Origin of the sequence: Uliginosibacterium sp. 31-16, from assembly GCF_030730865.1 — a bacterium.
In the GTDB taxonomy this organism is placed as follows: Bacteria; Pseudomonadota; Gammaproteobacteria; order Burkholderiales; family Rhodocyclaceae; genus Uliginosibacterium.
Map to the genome: position 1 here is coordinate 1,194,941 of NZ_JAVALZ010000001.1, position 17,225 is coordinate 1,212,165.

The 17,225-nt window shown below is 58.9% G+C and carries 15 protein-coding genes; 8 read left to right on the plus strand and 7 right to left on the minus strand.

Annotated elements, in window-relative coordinates; genetic code table 11:
- Nucleotides 1-15: 15 nt before the first annotated feature.
- Complete coding sequence (locus Q9Q94_RS05540; protein WP_305979023.1) at nucleotides 16-2,070, minus strand: bifunctional UDP-sugar hydrolase/5'-nucleotidase; 2,055 nt, start codon at nucleotides 2,068-2,070, stop codon at nucleotides 16-18.
- A gap of 177 nt (nucleotides 2,071-2,247) precedes the next feature.
- Nucleotides 2,248-3,192 (minus strand): HTH-type transcriptional regulator CysB, encoded by a 945-nt coding sequence (cysB, locus tag Q9Q94_RS05545; RefSeq protein ID WP_305979024.1) that lies wholly within the window; start codon nucleotides 3,190-3,192, stop codon nucleotides 2,248-2,250.
- 141 nt (nucleotides 3,193-3,333) lie between these two features.
- On the opposite strand from cysB, the gene Q9Q94_RS05550 reads away from it, so the two are divergent.
- The 6 genes from Q9Q94_RS05550 to Q9Q94_RS05575 are packed head-to-tail and all read left to right on the plus strand — an operon-like array spanning nucleotide 3,334 to nucleotide 9,466.
- Nucleotides 3,334-4,113, plus strand: coding sequence for a sulfite exporter TauE/SafE family protein (locus Q9Q94_RS05550; RefSeq protein ID WP_305979025.1), 780 nt, complete (start codon nucleotides 3,334-3,336; stop codon nucleotides 4,111-4,113).
- 23 nt (nucleotides 4,114-4,136) lie between these two features.
- Nucleotides 4,137-5,819, plus strand: a complete 1,683-nt coding sequence (locus tag Q9Q94_RS05555) for a nitrite/sulfite reductase (protein WP_305979026.1) — start codon at nucleotides 4,137-4,139, stop codon at nucleotides 5,817-5,819.
- Nucleotides 5,820-5,822: 3 nt separating this feature from the next.
- Complete coding sequence (locus Q9Q94_RS05560; protein ID WP_305979027.1) at nucleotides 5,823-6,437, plus strand: DUF934 domain-containing protein; 615 nt, start codon at nucleotides 5,823-5,825, stop codon at nucleotides 6,435-6,437.
- 1 nt (nucleotide 6,438) lies between these two features.
- Nucleotides 6,439-7,194, plus strand: a complete 756-nt coding sequence (locus Q9Q94_RS05565) for a phosphoadenylyl-sulfate reductase (protein ID WP_305979028.1) — start codon at nucleotides 6,439-6,441, stop codon at nucleotides 7,192-7,194.
- 57 nt (nucleotides 7,195-7,251) lie between these two features.
- Nucleotides 7,252-8,178 carry a sulfate adenylyltransferase subunit CysD gene (gene cysD, locus Q9Q94_RS05570; RefSeq protein WP_371929817.1) on the plus strand — a complete coding sequence of 309 codons (927 nt, stop codon included), beginning with the start codon at nucleotides 7,252-7,254 and terminating at the stop codon, nucleotides 8,176-8,178.
- A gap of 1 nt (nucleotide 8,179) precedes the next feature.
- On the plus strand, nucleotides 8,180-9,466 hold the full coding sequence (locus tag Q9Q94_RS05575) for a sulfate adenylyltransferase subunit 1 (RefSeq protein WP_305979029.1): 1,287 nt from the start codon (nucleotides 8,180-8,182) through the stop codon (nucleotides 9,464-9,466).
- A gap of 346 nt (nucleotides 9,467-9,812) precedes the next feature.
- Here the strand turns inward: Q9Q94_RS05575 and Q9Q94_RS05580 are convergent, their stop codons facing one another.
- Nucleotides 9,813-10,451 (minus strand): LysE family translocator, encoded by a 639-nt coding sequence (locus tag Q9Q94_RS05580; protein WP_305979030.1) that lies wholly within the window; start codon nucleotides 10,449-10,451, stop codon nucleotides 9,813-9,815.
- Between the two features lie 22 nt (nucleotides 10,452-10,473).
- Between Q9Q94_RS05580 and Q9Q94_RS05585 the strand changes: the two genes are divergently transcribed.
- On the plus strand, nucleotides 10,474-10,857 hold the full coding sequence (locus Q9Q94_RS05585) for a hypothetical protein (RefSeq protein ID WP_305979031.1): 384 nt from the start codon (nucleotides 10,474-10,476) through the stop codon (nucleotides 10,855-10,857).
- On the opposite strand, the gene Q9Q94_RS05590 is transcribed toward Q9Q94_RS05585, so the two are convergent.
- The 4 genes from Q9Q94_RS05590 to Q9Q94_RS05605 form a co-directional block, all read right to left on the minus strand.
- A complete protein-coding gene (locus tag Q9Q94_RS05590; protein WP_305979032.1) occupies nucleotides 10,854-12,443 on the minus strand; it encodes a hypothetical protein in 1,590 nt (529 codons plus the stop codon). The genes Q9Q94_RS05585 and Q9Q94_RS05590 overlap by 4 nt on opposite strands.
- A 550-nt stretch (nucleotides 12,444-12,993) precedes the next feature.
- Nucleotides 12,994-13,440 (minus strand): hypothetical protein, encoded by a 447-nt coding sequence (locus Q9Q94_RS05595; RefSeq protein ID WP_305979033.1) that lies wholly within the window; start codon nucleotides 13,438-13,440, stop codon nucleotides 12,994-12,996.
- 101 nt (nucleotides 13,441-13,541) lie between these two features.
- The gene (locus Q9Q94_RS05600) at nucleotides 13,542-14,819 is read right to left on the minus strand and encodes a M12 family metallopeptidase (protein ID WP_305979034.1); all 1,278 of its coding nucleotides are present in this window, start codon (nucleotides 14,817-14,819) and stop codon (nucleotides 13,542-13,544) included.
- Between the two features lie 497 nt (nucleotides 14,820-15,316).
- Nucleotides 15,317-16,135, minus strand: coding sequence for an AraC family transcriptional regulator (locus tag Q9Q94_RS05605; protein ID WP_305979035.1), 819 nt, complete (start codon nucleotides 16,133-16,135; stop codon nucleotides 15,317-15,319).
- Between the two features lie 351 nt (nucleotides 16,136-16,486).
- Between Q9Q94_RS05605 and Q9Q94_RS05610 the strand changes: the two genes are divergently transcribed.
- Nucleotides 16,487-17,224, plus strand: a complete 738-nt coding sequence (locus Q9Q94_RS05610) for an FKBP-type peptidyl-prolyl cis-trans isomerase (protein WP_305979036.1) — start codon at nucleotides 16,487-16,489, stop codon at nucleotides 17,222-17,224.
- The last annotated feature ends 1 nt before the right edge of the window (nucleotide 17,225 follow it).

Here is a 17,225-nt window from a genome sequence, read left to right on the forward strand (position 1 = left end):
GGTGGTGAGGTGTGATCAGAGACCGTCGCTGCGCTTGGAAAGGTTCTGGATACGCAGGTTGGCGGCGTAATCGGTGTCGGCGACGGTGTAAGGTGTGGCGCGCGGAAATTTCGACTTCAGATACCAGGCAAAGGCATCCTGTTCACCGCCGGCGGTGGTGAAGCTCATCGTGGTGCCGCTGGCTGTCAGGTCATACTGGTTGAAGAGGGCGGCATTCGCGATCTTGAAAGCCGGGAAGGGATAATTGTCGCCACCGGTGCTGCCCCCTGTGGTCGTCGCATTCGCCAGGTAATTCAGGGTCACCATGCGATAGACCTTGCTTGTCGCGACCTGGAAAGCACCGTTGCGATACACGGTTTCAGCGCCGGTCAGCGGGCCGGCTCCATCCGGATCATCAACCACGATGGTCTTCACGCGGCTGCCGGCAGCCTGGGTCGGGTCAAAACTGAATTTCACTCCGCCCACTTGCGGGAACTTGCCCTGGGTGGACGTCGCGGTCCAGTCCGACACGCCATGTTCCAGCACCTGCTTGAGCTGATCAGCCGTGACGCTGACCAGCGAGAGGGCGTTGTTGAACTTCAATGCGAATTCGATATCGAGCTGGGAAATGTCGCCTGCCTGCTTGCCCAGCGCTGCGTTGGCCGCCGTTTTGGTCTTGGTGCCACCGCTGGTAGAGCCGGCTGGTGCATCGATGTAGCCGATCGAGGAGCGGATGCCGCCACCGTTCTTCAGCGAGATCGCGACGCTCGGGTCGGTTTTCTGGGCGTACGCGAGATTGGCATCGGCCGAGAGATTGCCAAGGTTGGATTCACGGCTGCGTACATAGACACGGTCGCCTTCCAGATAGACGCCGGCAGCCCCCAGGATGTTGCCATCCTTGGCGCTGATCACGGCACCGATCTTGTCCGCAATCGCAGTGACGGCAGGCATTGCATCTGCAACCGTCAGGCCGGCACGCGTCAGGCCTGCGGTGTGGGTCGCCCAGGCGCCGTTCTTCGTGCTGTCGAGCTTGCCGGTGATGATCTTGCCCTCCTTGTCGAAGGGCAGAACCAGACGGCCAAGATACTTGTAATCGGCATCGACGTTGACTACCAGGGTGGCTTCATTCTTCGCCGAGACGTAGCTCAGGGGATAGTCGCCGCCCTTGCTGTCGCCGGCACGGATCAGGTCGTCGGCGTCATACAGGCCGGTGTTCGAGCCCCCGCCGACGATCACGTCCACATCCTTGAGCAGCGGCGCCAGCGCTTTCTCGACGGAGAGCTGCTGCATGTGCGCGAGCACGATGATCTTGTTCACGCCACTGGCCGTGAGCAGATCGACCGAACTCTGGATTTCGGCAGCCAGCTTGGTGATGTTGTTGTCGGCCGGGCGCACGGCCACGCCCCCCATCGTGGTGATCGAAGGCAGGGTGGGCGTGGATGCCCCGACCAGACCGATCTTCTCGCCACCTACGGTGACCACGGCGTACTTGGCAATCTTGTTGCCCAGGGTCGTCGTGTCGGCGCCATCATTGGCTGTCGCAGCGAGGCTGGACAAATTGCTGTCGCCGGAGAAATCAAGATTGGTCGCCAGATAGGGGAAGGTGGTACCGGTCCAGGTGTTGCTGCCGGAAGTGGCTTTCTTGAGCAGATCTGCGACGGTCTTGGTGCCGTTGTCGAATTCGTGGTTGCCGAGAGCAGATGCCTGCAGCCCCATGGCATTCAGGATGCCGATATCGCCACGGCCGGCCAAAGGCACGCCCAGCTCGGTGGTCAGCGAGTTGTCATCCGCTGCGTTGAAGAAGGGACCGGGGATGTAGTTGTCACCGGAAGAGACGAACAGCGTGTTGCTCGGCAATTCGGCGCGGAATTTCTTCAGCAGTGCCGACAAGCCTTTGGAGTTGGCCACCAGATCGCCTCCGCTGTCCATGTCGGATACATGCAGCAGCTGCAGGGTGTACGCCGTGGTGGCCAGGCTGGGGGAATTGTTCGATGAACCGGTATCGCCGGAACTGGAGCTACCACCGCCACCACAGGCGCTGAGCAGCGCACTGGCGATAAGTGAGGCAAGGAGCAGGGACTTGGTTTGCATGAGACTGATTCTCTCCGATGAAAATGCCGGGCCACACGGATGTGTATGGCGGCGGATTGTCGGCAGGGAACATGACATGCAGAACAAACAAAAATGACATGATTGTTTCAGCCGCGAGCGGAGCGCCGGATGCAGTCCGGTCTGGCTCCGTCGAAGCGGGCATTGCACCCGGTGTGCTCAGAGCCCCGGATCGCTTCCTTGCATGCCTGACAGTGCTGCGTCCACTACGTGCCGGTTCAGCTGGGGCGCAAACATTTCAATGAAGGCATAGGCGTAGCCGCGCAGCCAGGTGTTGTGTGGCAGGCCGATGCGGGTAATGGACGATTCGAACAGATGACCGGCATCCAGCGCGGCGAGTTCGCGATCCACCATCGGGTCGAAGGCCATGCTGGCGATGATGCCGACGCCCAGATCCATGTTCACGTAAGTCTTGATCACGTCGGAATCGATCGCCGTGAGCACGATGTTCGGTTTGAGTCCACGCGACAGGAAGGCCTTGTTGATCAGGCTGCGTCCCGCAAAGGCTGAATCATAGGTAATGATCGGGAAGTGACTGATCGCTTCCAGTGTCAGCGGGCTTTCTCGCAGGATGGGATGCCCCTTGCGGGCGATTACGCTGCGATTCCATTGCTTGCAGGGCAGCAGCACCAGATCAGGAAGGTCGGCAGAGGCCTCGGTGGCAATCGCGATATCTGCCTCTCCAGCCAGCACCTGTTCGCAGATCTGGCGAGGATTGCCCTGATGGATGTGGAGTTGCACCTTCGGATAGCGACGCATGAATTCCGCGACCACTTTCGGCAGGGCATAGCGCGCTTGGGTGTGGGTCGTGGCAACCACGAGGCGGCCGCTGTCCTCGTTCTGGAAGTCCTGACCCACCTGACGCAGATTGTCCGCTTCACGCAGCAGGCGCTCGGCAATCGCCATGACCTGCCGGCCGGGCTCCGTAATGGCAGTGAGGCGTTTGCCGTGGCGCACAAACACTTCGACGCCAAGTTCTTCTTCGAGCAGGCGCACCTGTTTTGATACGCCGGGCTGCGAGGTAAACAGGGCCTCGGCCGCTTCGGAAACGGATAGGTTGTGCCTGGCGATTTCCAGCACGTAGCGCAGTTGTTGCAGGTTCATGGCGGGCAATCAGAGGGTGAATCCTGATTCTATATCACCAAATCTTCTAAAGATCGGCAAAAAACCGGCAGAAGTTGCGATACGTCAGCCCCTATCATTCCGTCCATAGCAAGACCCCTGACAACAATAGAGAGCGCTTTCATGGATCTGATGTACCCCGTTGCCGGTTTCGCGGTAGGCGCCATCGTCGGTCTGACCGGTGTTGGCGGCGGTTCGCTGATGACGCCTTTGCTGGTGCTGCTGTTCGGCGTGAATCCTTCCGTGGCCGTCGGCACCGATCTGCTCTATGCAGCCGTCACCAAGAGCGGCGGTACGCTGGCGCACAGCCTCAAGGGCACGGTCGACTGGGCCATCACCCGCGCCTTGGCCTACGGTTCGATTCCGGCCGCCGGTTTGACTCTGTGGCTGGTGCACACTTTCCTGCCGGGCGGCCTCGGTGGCGCCAAGGACCTGATTTCCTTTGCCCTGGGTATTGCCCTCCTGCTGACCGCGGTGTCGCTGGTTTTCCGCAAGAAATTGCAGGCTTTTGCCCAGAAGCACGCACCGGGCACACCGAACCCGCAGCGCACCTTCTGGCTGACGGTGGCTACGGGCGCCATTCTCGGTGCACTGGTATCAATCTCGTCAGTAGGCGCCGGCGCACTGGGTGTGACAGCCTTGTTCTTCCTGTATCCTCACCTGCCCGCGCACCGCATCGTCGGTTCGGATATTGCCCACGCCGTGCCCCTGACCCTCGTGGCCGGGATTGGCCACTGGATTCTGGGCAGCGTGGACTGGTTCCTGCTGGGTAGCCTGCTGATCGGCTCGCTCCCCGGCATCTGGATCGGCAGCCACGTTTCCGCCAAAGTACCGGAACGCGTATTGCGCCCCATCCTGGCTGGCATGCTGGTGCTGATTGGCAGCAAGCTGATCGCCGCCTGAGAACACCCCCGAGAGAGATCAAGATGTACAAATATGATCAATATGACCAGCAACTCGTGAATGAACGTGTTGCCCAGTACCGCGACCAGACACGCCGCTATCTGGCCGGCGAGCTGAAGGAAGAAGAGTTCCGCCCGCTGCGTCTGCAGAACGGTCTCTACATCCAGCGCTATGCGCCGATGCTGCGCGTGGCCGTGCCCTATGGCCTGCTCAACTCGAACCAGATCCGCAAGATCGCCCACATCGCGCGTACTTACGACAAGGGCTATGCTCACGTCTCCACGCGCCAGAATTTCCAGTACAACTGGCCTGAACTGAAGAACGTGCCGGACATCCTTGCCGAACTGGCGACGGTGCAGATGCACGCCATCCAGACCTCCGGCAACTGCATCCGCAATGTGACGACCGACCAGTTCGCGGGCATTGCGCCGGACGAAGTCGTCGATCCGCGCCCACTGGCCGAGATCCTCCGTCAGTGGAGCACCTTCCACCCTGAATTCGCGCTGCTGCCACGCAAATTCAAGTTCGCCGTGAGCGGCACGACCAATGACCGCGCCGTAGTTCAGATGCACGACATCGGTCTGGAGTTCTACCGCAATGCGGCCAATGAACTGCTGATCAAGGTGTGGGCTGGTGGTGGTCTGGGCCGCACCCCGATTCTCGGTGAGGTGATTGAAGAAGCACTGCCCTGGCAGCACATGCTAACTTATGCCGAAGCGATCATCCGCGTCTACAACCGCCATGGCCGGCGTGACAACGCCTACAAGGCGCGCATCAAGATTCTGGTGAAGGCGCTGGGCATCGAGGAATTCAAGCGCCAGGTCGAAGCAGAATGGGCGTTCCACAAGGACGGTCCGAACACCATCACCCAGGCCGAATTTGATCGCGTAGCGAAGTTCTTTACCGAGCCAGCCTACGCGCAACTCGCCGACAGCGATGCCGGTTTTGACGCCAAGCGTGCCGAAGAAAAAGCCTTTGCCAACTGGGTCAAGCGCAACGTGCATGCCCACCGGCAGCCGGGCTATCGCGCCGTCACCCTGTCGCTGAAAGTCACCGGCGTCGCACCGGGCGATATCACCGACAAGCAGCTGGATCTCGTCGCGGACCTCGCGGACAAATACAGCTTCGGCGAACTGCGCACCACGCACGAACAGAACATCGTGCTCTCCGACGTGAAGCTGGGTGACCTGTACGCGCTGTGGCAGGAAGCCCGTGCTGCCGGTCTGGCCACGCCGAACATCGGCCTGATCACCGACATCATCTGCTGCCCCGGTGGCTCGTTCTGCGATCTGGCCAACGCCAAGAGCATTCCGATTGCCGAATCCATCCAGCAGCTTTTCGATGATCTGGATTACCAGCATGACATCGGTGATCTGGAGCTGAATATCTCCGGTTGCATGAATTCCTGCGGCCATCACCACGTCGGCCACATCGGCGTGCTGGGCGTGGATAAGAATGACGAGGAGTGGTATCAGGTTTCCATCGGCGGCAAACAGGGCAATGACGCCAGCCTCGGCTCGGTGATCGGCCCGTCCTTCGCTGCCGATGAAGTCGCTGGGGTGGTCAAGCGCCTGATCGACGTGTATCTGGAAAACCGCACGCCGGAAGAACGTTTCATCGACACCGTGCGCCGTCTGGGCGCGGCACCGTTCAAGGAACGCGTGTATGCCGATCGCCAGCCGGGCAAGCAGAAAGTGGAGGCCTGAGCCATGAGCAATCTGATCAAACTGCAAAACGGCGCCGCTGCAATTGTGGCGGTCGATGGCTGGCAGATCGTGCGCCTGCCCGTGGGCGAAGTTGAAGTGAAGAAGCAGGCCGGCAAGGTCGTGCTGTTCAAGCTGACCGGCGCCGAGAGCGCTACGGCCGAGCAGATTGCTGCCACGGAAATTCCGGCTGGCAAGGTCGTGCTGCCGCTATCCGTGTGGCTGGCACGCAAGGCCGAGTTTGCCGCGCGCGTGGCCGCAGGCGAAGTAGGCGTGTGGCTGGAAACCCACGAACTGGTTGAAACGCTGGTTGCAGATCAGCCGGACCTGAATGTGTTCCCGCTCATTGCCGTGTTCATCGAGCGCTTCGCGGATGGCCGCGCTTACTCGACCGGCGCCCTGCTGCGTTCGCGCTTTGGCTTCAAGGGCGAATTGCGTGCCCTGGGCGATGTGCTGCGCGATCAGCTCTTCTTCCTCAAGCGTTGCGGCTTTGACGCTTTCGACATCCGTGCCGATCGCTCGGCTGAAGATGCGCTGGCCTCGCTCAAGGATTTCAGCGAACCCTATCAGGGTGCGACTGTGATCGAGCAGCCGGTATGGCGTCGTCACGCGCGAGGCTGAGATGGCTGAAACCGTTTCCTTCCTCAAGCCGCGCGTGGTGAATCCGGCGACCAACCCGGCCATCGACGAAATCGTGCGCGCCAATATCGCGGTCAAGCGCGCCAATGCACTGGAGCTGTTGCACGCCATTGCCGCCGAACACGGCGAGGTTACTTTCGCGAACAGCTTCGGTGCTGAAGACATGGTCCTCACCGACCTGATCCTCACCGAGCGTCTGCCGATCGAGATCTTCTCGCTCGATACCGGCCGCTTGCCGGCCGAGACCTATACGCTCATGGGCGAGGTCGAGAAACGCTACGGCACCAGGCTCAAGGTGTATTTTCCGGACGCCACGGCGGTCGAGACCTGGGTGCGGCGTGAAGGCATTAATGCCTTCTACGACTCGGTCGAGCTGCGCAAAGCCTGCTGTAACATCCGCAAGGTCGAGCCGCTCAAGCGTGCGCTGGCTGGCAAGAAAGCCTGGATTACCGGCATGCGTGCCGCGCAAAGTGCCACCCGCACCGAGCTGCCGGTGCGTCAGTTTGATGATGCCAACGGGTTGGAGAAGTACAATCCGCTCTCCGACTGGAGCGAGCAGGAAGTGTGGGCCTATATCCGGATTCATGGTGTGCCCTACAACGCGCTGCACGACCAGTTCTACCCCAGCATCGGCTGTGCGCCTTGTACGCGGGCGATTGCCGTAGGCGAGGACGTGCGCGCCGGGCGCTGGTGGTGGGAAGATCCGGCCAACAAGGAATGCGGTCTTCACAAGAAATGAGCGTGCGTCACCATCACGTGGCCCGGCGAAAAGTTTTCAGTATCCAAGACAGACATCATGAATAAACAAACCCTCTCTCACCTCGACTGGCTTGAAGCCGAGGCTATCCACATCATGCGTGAGGTGGCCGGTCAGTGCGAACGCCCGGTGCTGCTGTTCTCGGGTGGCAAGGATTCCATCTGCATGCTGCGCGTGGCCGAAAAGGCTTTCCGCCCGGGCAAGTTCCCCTTCCCGCTGATGCACATCGATACCGGCCACAACTACAAGGAAGTGGTCGATTTTCGCGACAAGCGTGCTGCCGAGCTGGGCGAGCGCCTGATCGTGCGCTCGGTCGAAGATTCGATGAAGCGCGGTACCGTGGTACTGAAAACCCCGGACGAGTCACGCAACAAGCACCAGGCCGTGACCCTGCTTGAAGCGATTGCCGAATTCGAGTTCGATGCCTGTATCGGTGGTGCCCGCCGCGACGAAGAAAAGGCCCGTGCCAAAGAGCGCGTGATGAGTTTCCGCGACGAGTTCGGGTCCTGGGACCCGAAGAATCAGCGCCCCGAGCTGTGGAGCCTGTACAACGCCCGCGTGCATCGCGGCGAAAACATCCGCGCCTTCCCGATCAGCAACTGGACCGAGATGGACGTGTGGCAATACATCGAGCGCGAAAAGCTCGAGCTGCCCTCGATCTACTTCTCGCACAAGCGCCCGGTGGTGATGCGTGGCGGCGCGATGATGCCGGTGAATGTGCAACTGGTGAATGGCGAAATCCTCAACGTGCCGAAGGCCGGCGAGGAAGTGACCGAGCAGGTCGTGCGTTTCCGCACCGTCGGCGATATTCCCTGCACCGCGCCGGTCCTGTCGGACGCCGACACGGTCGAGAAGATCGTCATCGAAACCGCCACCACCACGATTACTGAACGCGGCGCCACGCGCCTCGACGATCAGACTTCCGAAGCCTCCATGGAGCAGCGGAAGAAAGAAGGGTATTTCTAAGATGTCTGCACACGAAAACATTCAAGACAACGGCCTGCTGCGCTTCATGACCTGCGGCAGCGTGGATGACGGCAAGAGTACCCTGATCGGGCGCCTGCTGTACGACACCAAGACCATCCTCGCCGACACGCTCAACGCCATCGAGAAGACCTCGGCCAAGCGCGGCATGGAAGCGGTTGACCTGTCCCTGCTCACCGACGGCCTGCAGGCCGAGCGCGAGCAGGGCATCACCATCGACGTCGCCTACCGCTACTTCTCCACCGGCACGCGCAAGTACATCATCGCCGACGCGCCGGGGCACGAGCAGTACACCCGTAACATGGTGACCGCCGCGTCCACCGCCGATCTCGCCATCATCCTGATCGACGCGCGCAAGGGCGTGCTCACGCAAACCCGCCGCCACAGTTATCTGGCGCATCTGGTGAACATCCCCCATGTCGTGGTGGCGGTGAACAAGATGGATCTGATCGACCACGATCAAGCCAAGTTCGACGCCATCGTCGCGGAGTACAAGGCTTTCATCGCCAAGATGGGGCTCTTCAACGACGGCCGCGACATCCAGTTCATCCCGATGTCCGCATTGAATGGCGACAATCTGGTTGATCGTTCCGAAGCCATGAACTGGTATCAGGGCCCGACCCTGCTCGAGCTGCTCGAAGCCGCGCTGGCTGCCCACGCTGGCCGCCACGAAGCCTTCCGCTTCCCGGTGCAGTTCGTGTGCCGCCCGCAGGATTCCGCCAACCCGGAGCTGCACGACTACCGTGGCTTCCAGGGCCGCATCGAATCCGGCACGGTCAAGGTCGGCGACCTGCTCACCGCCCTGCCGAATGGCCGCGAAAGCCGTGTCAAAGCCGTGCAGATCGGCGGCGTGGATATCGCTGAAGGCCAGACCGAACAGTCTGTCACCATCTTGCTCGAAGATGAAATCGACATCTCGCGCGGTGACATGCTGGTCAAGAGCGGTGAAGTGCCCGCGCAACAGAAGGAAATCGAAGCCATGTTGTGCTGGCTCTCCGAAACACCGTTGTCGCCGGCCCGCACCTACCTGATCCGCCACACCACGCGCACCAGCAAGGCCAAGCTCACCGGCGTGGCCTTCAAGGTCGACGTGAATTCGCAGGAGCACGTGGGCGCCACCACGCTGGCCATGAACGACATCGCCAAGGTTGGCTTCAAGCTCGCCCAGCCGCTCTTCGCCGATGCCTACAGCATCAACCGCGGCACCGGTGCGTTCATCGTGATCGATGAGAGCAACAACAACACCGTCGGCGCCGGCATGATCCTCTGATTCCGGTCGCCGGCGGGCGGCGATACTTTGTCGACTTCGGCCCTTCGACCAGGCTCAGGACGGGCTTGCCGGCTTCAGCACTGTCTGCGCCTGGTCTTCGCGTTTCGCCACCTCCCGCGCCGGAATGGAATGAGCTGCCGGCGCAGATGAAAAACGGGACTCCACCGCAAGGTGCAGGCCCGTTTTTTTACCTTCGCAGTTGCCGGCAGTTCAAGGTGTGCCTGCCCGCACAGCCGCTACTGGCGAAGCTCTTCAGCCATCCATTGCCAGAACCCTTGCTGCACCTTGATGTGCGGCATGCCATGCTGCAGAAGACCGCTGCATGCGGCTTTCCATGAGGCCGAAATCAGGACAGGCGCAGCAGCTCCGGCAACACGGACCAGTTCATCAGCGTCACCGCAGCCCACATCACACAGGCACTGCCACGCTGCAATAGCGTCTGGCGACGCTCGAAACGGCGCCTTACTTCTCCCCGCGTGAAGGCCCAGCCAATCAGGCAATCCCAGCCCAGCACCGCTGCGAACATCCACAAGCCGGCGCCCGCCCTCGCCAGCGGGCTGCTGGCGGGGCCGGCCAGCACGGTGAACAGGCTCAGATAGAACAGGGCGTTCTTGGGGTTGAGGATGCCGGAAAGAAAGCCGCGCAGGCCGTGACGCATGGCCGGCAGAGCGGCATGCATCCCGGCGACGGGCTCCAGCACGGTCGGCGGCGCCCGCCAGAACAGCCAGCCCAGCCAGGCAAGATAGACGCACCCCGCCCAGTGGAGCAGGGCAAAGGCCAGCGGCTGCTCACTCAGCAGGCCCAGGCCGGCGATGGCGGCAAGGATGAATACCCCGTTGGCACAGGCAATGCCCAGCGCTACGCGCAGGGCCGCCCGTCGCCCATGCGCCAGCGCCGTGTGAATCAGCAGAAAAAAGTCAGGGCCGGGACTCAGCAGGGCGAGGAAATGCGCCCCCGCGAGCAACAGGAAATCTTGCCAGTGCATCGTGCATCTTCAGGAAACAGGGATGCACAGCCTGATCGTCTGCGGGAAAAGTGTATTGAAGAAAATTGCGCTGCCGTGCGATCGCAAGCCGGGCGAACGTCAAGAAGGACGTGTCAGCCAATGGCGGTATTCGACTCGGTGCGGACCGTCAGAAAACAGGGAAGCAGAAGTTCAATTCGTAGGGTGCGCATTGCGCACCATTCCCAAAAAGCATCCTTCACCGTGGAAGACAAAAACGCCGTGCGAGGATGAACATGAGCTCCGCGTGCGCGGTGCGCACCCTACAAGGCTGTCGGTCAGGCTTTTGGAAAGCGGACGTTTTAACGTTGAAATTGAGGGGCGGCAGAAATGCGTAGCATTTTTGACGTCCCGCTCGAATGACTTGTTAGACAGTGCCAACACTTAGGCGCAGTCATTGGGAGTTACATCCTCAAAGAAGTTAACCATACCTAATAATATTTGATCAAATTCCGCTTGATAGCTGTTCTCATTAATGTCTAGCCGCGCAATCGCCTTGTCATACTCCGTGCCTTTACGGTGGGCTACGCCGGTTGACCTGACGGATTGAATGCCACGAAGCAGTGTTACGTGCGTCGTCGCTTCTGGAACTTGGAATTTACTTAGCAACGCTTCGATTAATGCGATAGATTTGCTGTCAGGATCTGTAGTGCCGAGGAATTTACGAAGGTCCTTGATGTTTACAGAGTCGATCGTTGTCTTTGTAAGCGCTAGAATTTGTGAGTCGAATTCTGACTGCTCATTACCTAGCATAGAGCGTATAGAGTTTAGAAAGTGCTCATCTTTATCTGACAGGGGGAGAAAAAGCGTCCATCCATATTTCTCTTTCCACGCCTCTTGAAGTAGCCTGTACTTGCTCTTGAATTTGTGTTCTGGGTTCTCTGGGTCAAAGAAGTTGCCCATGAAGCTTCTTTGGAAATTCGTTTTGCTTATCTTTCTTCCGTCAGGGAAAATATTGAAACTCTTCCAGTAAATTTGCTCTTTCTCTGGCAAGTCTTTTCCGAGATCGCCCAGAAAAACAGAAACATGACTAGGCGAATTGTTGTCAAGCCTGAGGCTCCATGCCCCGCGTCGGTGTAGATGGCCATCGCTTATTTCATATTCGGATGCCCCGTAGTATTTTTGCATTACTTCCTTGCGAAAAAATACCGGTGTTAGATAGTGAGGGGCATCAGGGTTTGCACCGAAATAATTGGCAAGGAGATCTGGGTTGCAGGTAAATTTTTCTGGATCATCATTGTCGCCGCCGATAATAAAATCTTCGTAGTCTTTACATTTTTTAAATGGCCAAACGCCACAGCTTTCAATCGGGCCGCATTCAATAAGCTTTTTGCCAAGAATCCTAGAGAAAGATGTGTATCCCTTTGAGTAAGATTGACCCGAATAGATAGTGTACTTTAGTGATCCGTTCGATTCTTCTGCGTTGAATTTGATAGAAAAACCAAAATGCCTTGTGAGCTCAAAGTACAGCAGGAGGTGCATTTGCTTTGCGGCCATGAATGAGCGCAAATGCGCCCTCCGAATTTTTACTTCGTTATCGGTTATCTTTATAACTTCTACTTCATCCCCTGCGTCATCAAAGGCTAAGTATGAGGAACCACCATGTTGGCAATAAAGGTTGTGAAATAAACGAAACTCTTCAAGAACCTCAATGTAGTCGTCTTTTCTCCCATGAAAGTCTCGATTAAGAACAAGCCTCAAGTACCCTTCATCAGCATTGATGTAATAGCTTGTTACTTCATCGCCGTTTTCATATGACGTGCAAAACCCCGGACCTCCGGCGCCTATCATCAAGTCCCAACTTGGCTGACTCAGCGCAATCTCCGTCCTTTCAGGATTTACGAGTGCGCAGTACATTCCGCCATCTTCGCTTCCACCAGCGATGGGAATTCGCTTGTATACCGTTACCCAGTTTTCCTCACCATGATTTTTGGTGATAAAGGAAATGAAGTCATCAAATGGATTGGTGCTCATGTCTAGCATCTCAATGAGTACGGCTGTCTAACGATAAATTTGAACAGCAAAATTGCGCCCTAACATTCCGGTCTGCTGTATAAATCCCCGGATAGAATCTCACGCAGAGCGGCTTCCTGCCTACGTCTCCGTGAAGTTCGGGTGCTTATTCACCTTATTAAATTGGGACAAAAAGAAGCAGCCGACGGCTAAGGCACAAACGTACGCAAAAGGGACTGGCGGCTGCTTTGCAGGCGGTTGTTGGCCGTCGGATTCTGGCCGATTGTACGCATTCGGCATCCTCGACGCAGCCCCGGAGAGGCAAGGCGCCTTTCAGGCGCTGATGCGGCACGTAGGGCGCGGGTGAGCGCCACGGGGCTCAGGGCCGGTGGCGCTGGTATTCCCCGGCGTAGCCGAAACGCGTGCCTTGAAGGCTTGCCGGGAATGGCTCGGGTCTGTGACGCCAGAGCCTTGGCGCCGCAGTTCGCGGGCGTAGATGATGCGGTAGCGTCAGAGAAGATCGCTTACGCGAACCATTGAGGATGGGGGCCTGACAGGCCCGCTTTATTGACTAGTGGGGCATCTCTGCAAAGCGTACCTGCAGTTCGGACGGAGCCGCTTTACCCAGTACGGAACAGCTCGCACCTTCTGCGTGTGCGCATTGGCCGTGGAGGGTTCGCACGCCATCCTTGAGGATGAAAAAGGTGGCGTAGTAACTGAGGTCGGCGCGATAAGGCTGATTCAGGTTTACCGAAAACTTTTCAACCGTCTCAGTGCCAGCCTGGTGCTTGAAGCCCGGAATGTCAGCCTTGCCAACGACCTCGGCAGGTCGGTCAGCTACCCGCGGATCACGGGCAAAAACACGGATCTCCAGCTGATGTCTGTCGAAACCGGCAATGGATGCCGGGACATGAAGTTCGCCATACACGCATTTTTCTTCATTCATGGCCAGCGCCTCATTGATCCAGATGACTGTAAAGGCCGCCAGCAGAATCGACTTCCATTTTCCATGCACCACCAACAACCTCCTGACCAACAATCACGACTGCGCGCTACCCGCTTGCCGGAAACGACAAGCGGGCCGTCTGCACAATATAACCAGGAAAAATCAGCGTCTGATCAATTCTGGTAGGAGCATTTCTTCACACGTCCGGCCTTCGGATCAGCACCAAATGCTGCGATCGTGCAGGCCGTTCTGTTGCCGACGCCCACTTTTTTCGCAACCCACGAACCCGAGCGTCCGAAAGCCACCCAACCCGTGCCCTTGCGCACGGTGCAGGTCGCGTTCTCATTGGAACACTTGCTGAACCCGTTTGGATAGTCGCCAGAGCCTGTCAGGACCGGAGCACCACCGCCAGAAGAGGAACTGCTGGACGATGAGGACGAAGAACTGCTGGATGAAGATGAACTGCTGCTGGACGAAGATGAAGATGATGATGATGAGGAAGAAGAGCTGCTGCTGGACGAGGAGGAGGACGAACTGCTTGGCGGGTAAAAGTGATTGATCGAAGCAGCATCACCAGCACTCAATACAGTCGAGAATCCGAAAGATCCAATAGGAATGCTGCTGCTCTTCGGAACCATGGTCGGCAGATTGGTCTTGGAGAAAGCGTAAGCGTCGTAAATCATGATTGAGGCAAAATCAAAATTACCGTAAGGCTCTGCGACGCTCGTCGGAATCTTGTCAAAGTTGTATTCCATCCCGCTCGTGACATTGGCGAGATTGATGGTCAGGTAGTTATCACGGTCTGCACGGGATTGCTCGTGAAACCAGCCCATGGCGTGCATCATTTCATGGGCAATAACTTCTGGGTACTCGCAGCCTGTTCCGATAGACAGATCCTGCTTTCCTCCTACCATGCCGACGCTGGACCAGCAGCCATCGCCGGGATAGAAGCGAACGTAGTTTGCCTGTGTTGTCCTCGTGACGAACTTGACCGCTGTACGCGAAGAGATCAGGTTCAGCCCGTTGCTGATCGCCTCGCGACCCTTGGCATTCATCGCAGCATCAACAGTGTAATAAACCGTATTGCTCGGCCATATGGCCACGCCGGACGTCACGCCGTTATTGCTGCCGTTCGGGCCGGGCAGAGACACTGCTGAGTCGAGTCTCACTCCACCCGACCCCGATTTCTGCGCAGTCTGGCGCTTGAAAATATTGCGGATGCCGCTCTGTTTCACAGACTGCGGACTGCCGACCATCATGTCGTCAATCATGGCGCGGCCATTGATGACGCGATAATGCATTTTGTGACTGGTGCCCTGGATATACGCCTCACGCAATTCACCCGACACCGTGCTTTTCCGATGAGGCGCTGAATGCGAATTTTCAGCCATCACGGCGGGTGCCATCATGACGGCAAGCATTGCAACCGAGGTACGTTTTAAACAGATCATTTTTCTCCCTTTATGATTATTTGAAATGCATTGAGGTCTGTGCGGACTTGAATCCTGGAGGACTGTAGCAAGCTTCAATATCCTCAAACAAATCATCAAATAGGCAAAAAATGATTAAAGCGACGCCAGTAAAACCCCGGCCATGCGGCCTGTTTTGCCCGTTAAAAGCCAGCGTCACAGACAGGACAATCGATTGCTCCCGGCATGGAGCTCACCCTCTGGCGGAAAATCTGCAATAAATCTGTTTTTCATCGCGCGACAAGCGTTCAGCCTCCCCGATTAACGGTGAAAACGCAGAACCGCCGGACCGGGTTGGGCAAAGCAGCATGAGCGGCCAGGCAACCCGATGATTCTCAGAGGCTGTTCATGATCTTACTGCGAGGTCGTGATCAGGGCTCATGCGCTGCTCGGAATCCTCATTTATCAACATAAACTCCGGTTCCTGTGCTGCTCTTCACCCTGCTGACGACCTCTCGCTACAGATCGTGAACAGCCTCTCAGCAGGCCTGTGGCCGGTGGCGCTGGTATTCCCCCGGGGTAGCCGAAACGCGTGCCTTGAAGGCTTGCTGGAAATGGCTCTGGTCTGCGAAGCCGAGCTGGTAGCCGGCTTCGGCGATGCTGCAGCCTTGACGCAGCAGTTCGCGGGCGCGGTGGATGCGGCAGTCGAGCTGGAAGGCGTGCGGCGTCAGGCCGGTGTGAGTGCGGAAGGCGCGGATGAAGTGGTAGCGGCTCAGGCCGGCACGCACGGCCAGTTCGCTCACGCGCCAGGGCTGGGCACAGTGCTCGCGCAGCAGGCGGCGGATGTCGTCCAGCCAGGCGGGAGGCGGCAGGTCCGGACGGGTGGCCTGCAGCAGCAAGGCGCTGGCGAAATCGATCAGGGCACCTTCCTTTTCCTCCACGGGGGCCGGACTGAACAGGATGGCATTGAGGGCCCGCAGTGCCTTGTAGCAGGCCGGGTCGCGCCGCACGATCGGGCCGCCCAGCTGCAAGCCGGGGTCGTCGGCGAGGCCTTCGGTTTGCAGCGCACGCAGCCAGTCTTCGTCCAGATACAGCATCTGGTAGCTCCAGGCTCCGCCTTCGACCGGATTGCAGGCGTGCAGGCGATGCGCGGGAATCACCACGATGTCGCCGGTGTGCAGGAAGTTCGGTTCGGCCTCATTCAGCGTCAGGCACGAGTGCCCCTGATCCACGGCGCCGACGGACAACACCGGATGCGTGTGGGCGCGATAGCAGGCGCGGCTGTGCTGCGCGCGCCGGCTCTCGGCGAAAGGCAGGGCGGGGTCGGACCAGAAATGCTGGGCACGCGGATCGGGCATGGTGTGGAGGCTAATCAAAAACCGCCGGCAGCGAAAGCGGGCAGGGAACCGGTTCAGCCCTGCCCGCCAGGCGGCTTCTGGCGGACTTCTTCAGTTACACCGGTCCAGAAGCCGCATCCCGTCTGGCTGAGCGCCATGGCATGCTGGAGAAGTCCGTCCGGTGCGGGTCTTCACGATGCTTGCGCCCCCTCCTCTGCCGGGAACCTGCTGCGCGTCCGCCGGTCACAGGCTGGCACCGGAAGCGCTCCGCCGGACGGGCTTCTTCAGCCATCCTCGGGCAAATCCAGTATTCTTGCGCTTCTCCGCGGCAATCAACGGCCCCGGCGATTCGCTTATCTCAAAGGAAAACCGATGAAGAAACTTGCTTGTGTGCTGGCTGCAGTCCTGATCGCGCCGGCCGTGTTCGCCGCCGACATGACGGAAGAGCAGAAGACTTTTTATGCTGTTGGCGCGATGCTGGGCATGCAGGCCAAGACGCTGGACCCGGCCCCGGCTGACGCAGAAGCCATCAAGAAGGGTTTTGCCGACACGATCTCTGGTGGCAAAGCAGCGGTCGAGCTGGAAACTTACGGTCCGAAGATCCAGCAACTGGCGCAGGCACGTCGCGCTGCAGCACTGGAAAAGGCGGGCGCTGCGGGCAAGGAATTCGCCGAAAAGGCTGCCAAGGAAACCGGTGCGGTGAAGTCTGCTTCCGGCCTGGTGTATCTGTCGCTCAAGGACGGCACGGGCGCCAGCCCGGCCGAGACCGACATCGTCAAGGTCAACTATGTCGGCAAGCTGGTCGACGGCAAGGAATTCGACAGCTCCTACAAGCGCGGCGAACCGGCCGAGTTCCCGCTCAATGGCGTGATCAAGTGCTGGACCGAAGGCGTGCAGAAGATGAAGGTTGGTGGCAAGGCCAAACTGACCTGCCCGCCGGCGATCGCCTATGGTGATAACGGCACCCCAGGCGGCCCGATTCCGGCCAACGCCACGCTGAGCTTCGAAGTCGAGCTGCTCGCCGTGACCAAGGCACCGGCCAAGGAAGCGCCGAAGTCGCAGATCAAGGCACCGGCCAAGAGCGCGGCCAAACCGGCCGAAAAGAAGTAAT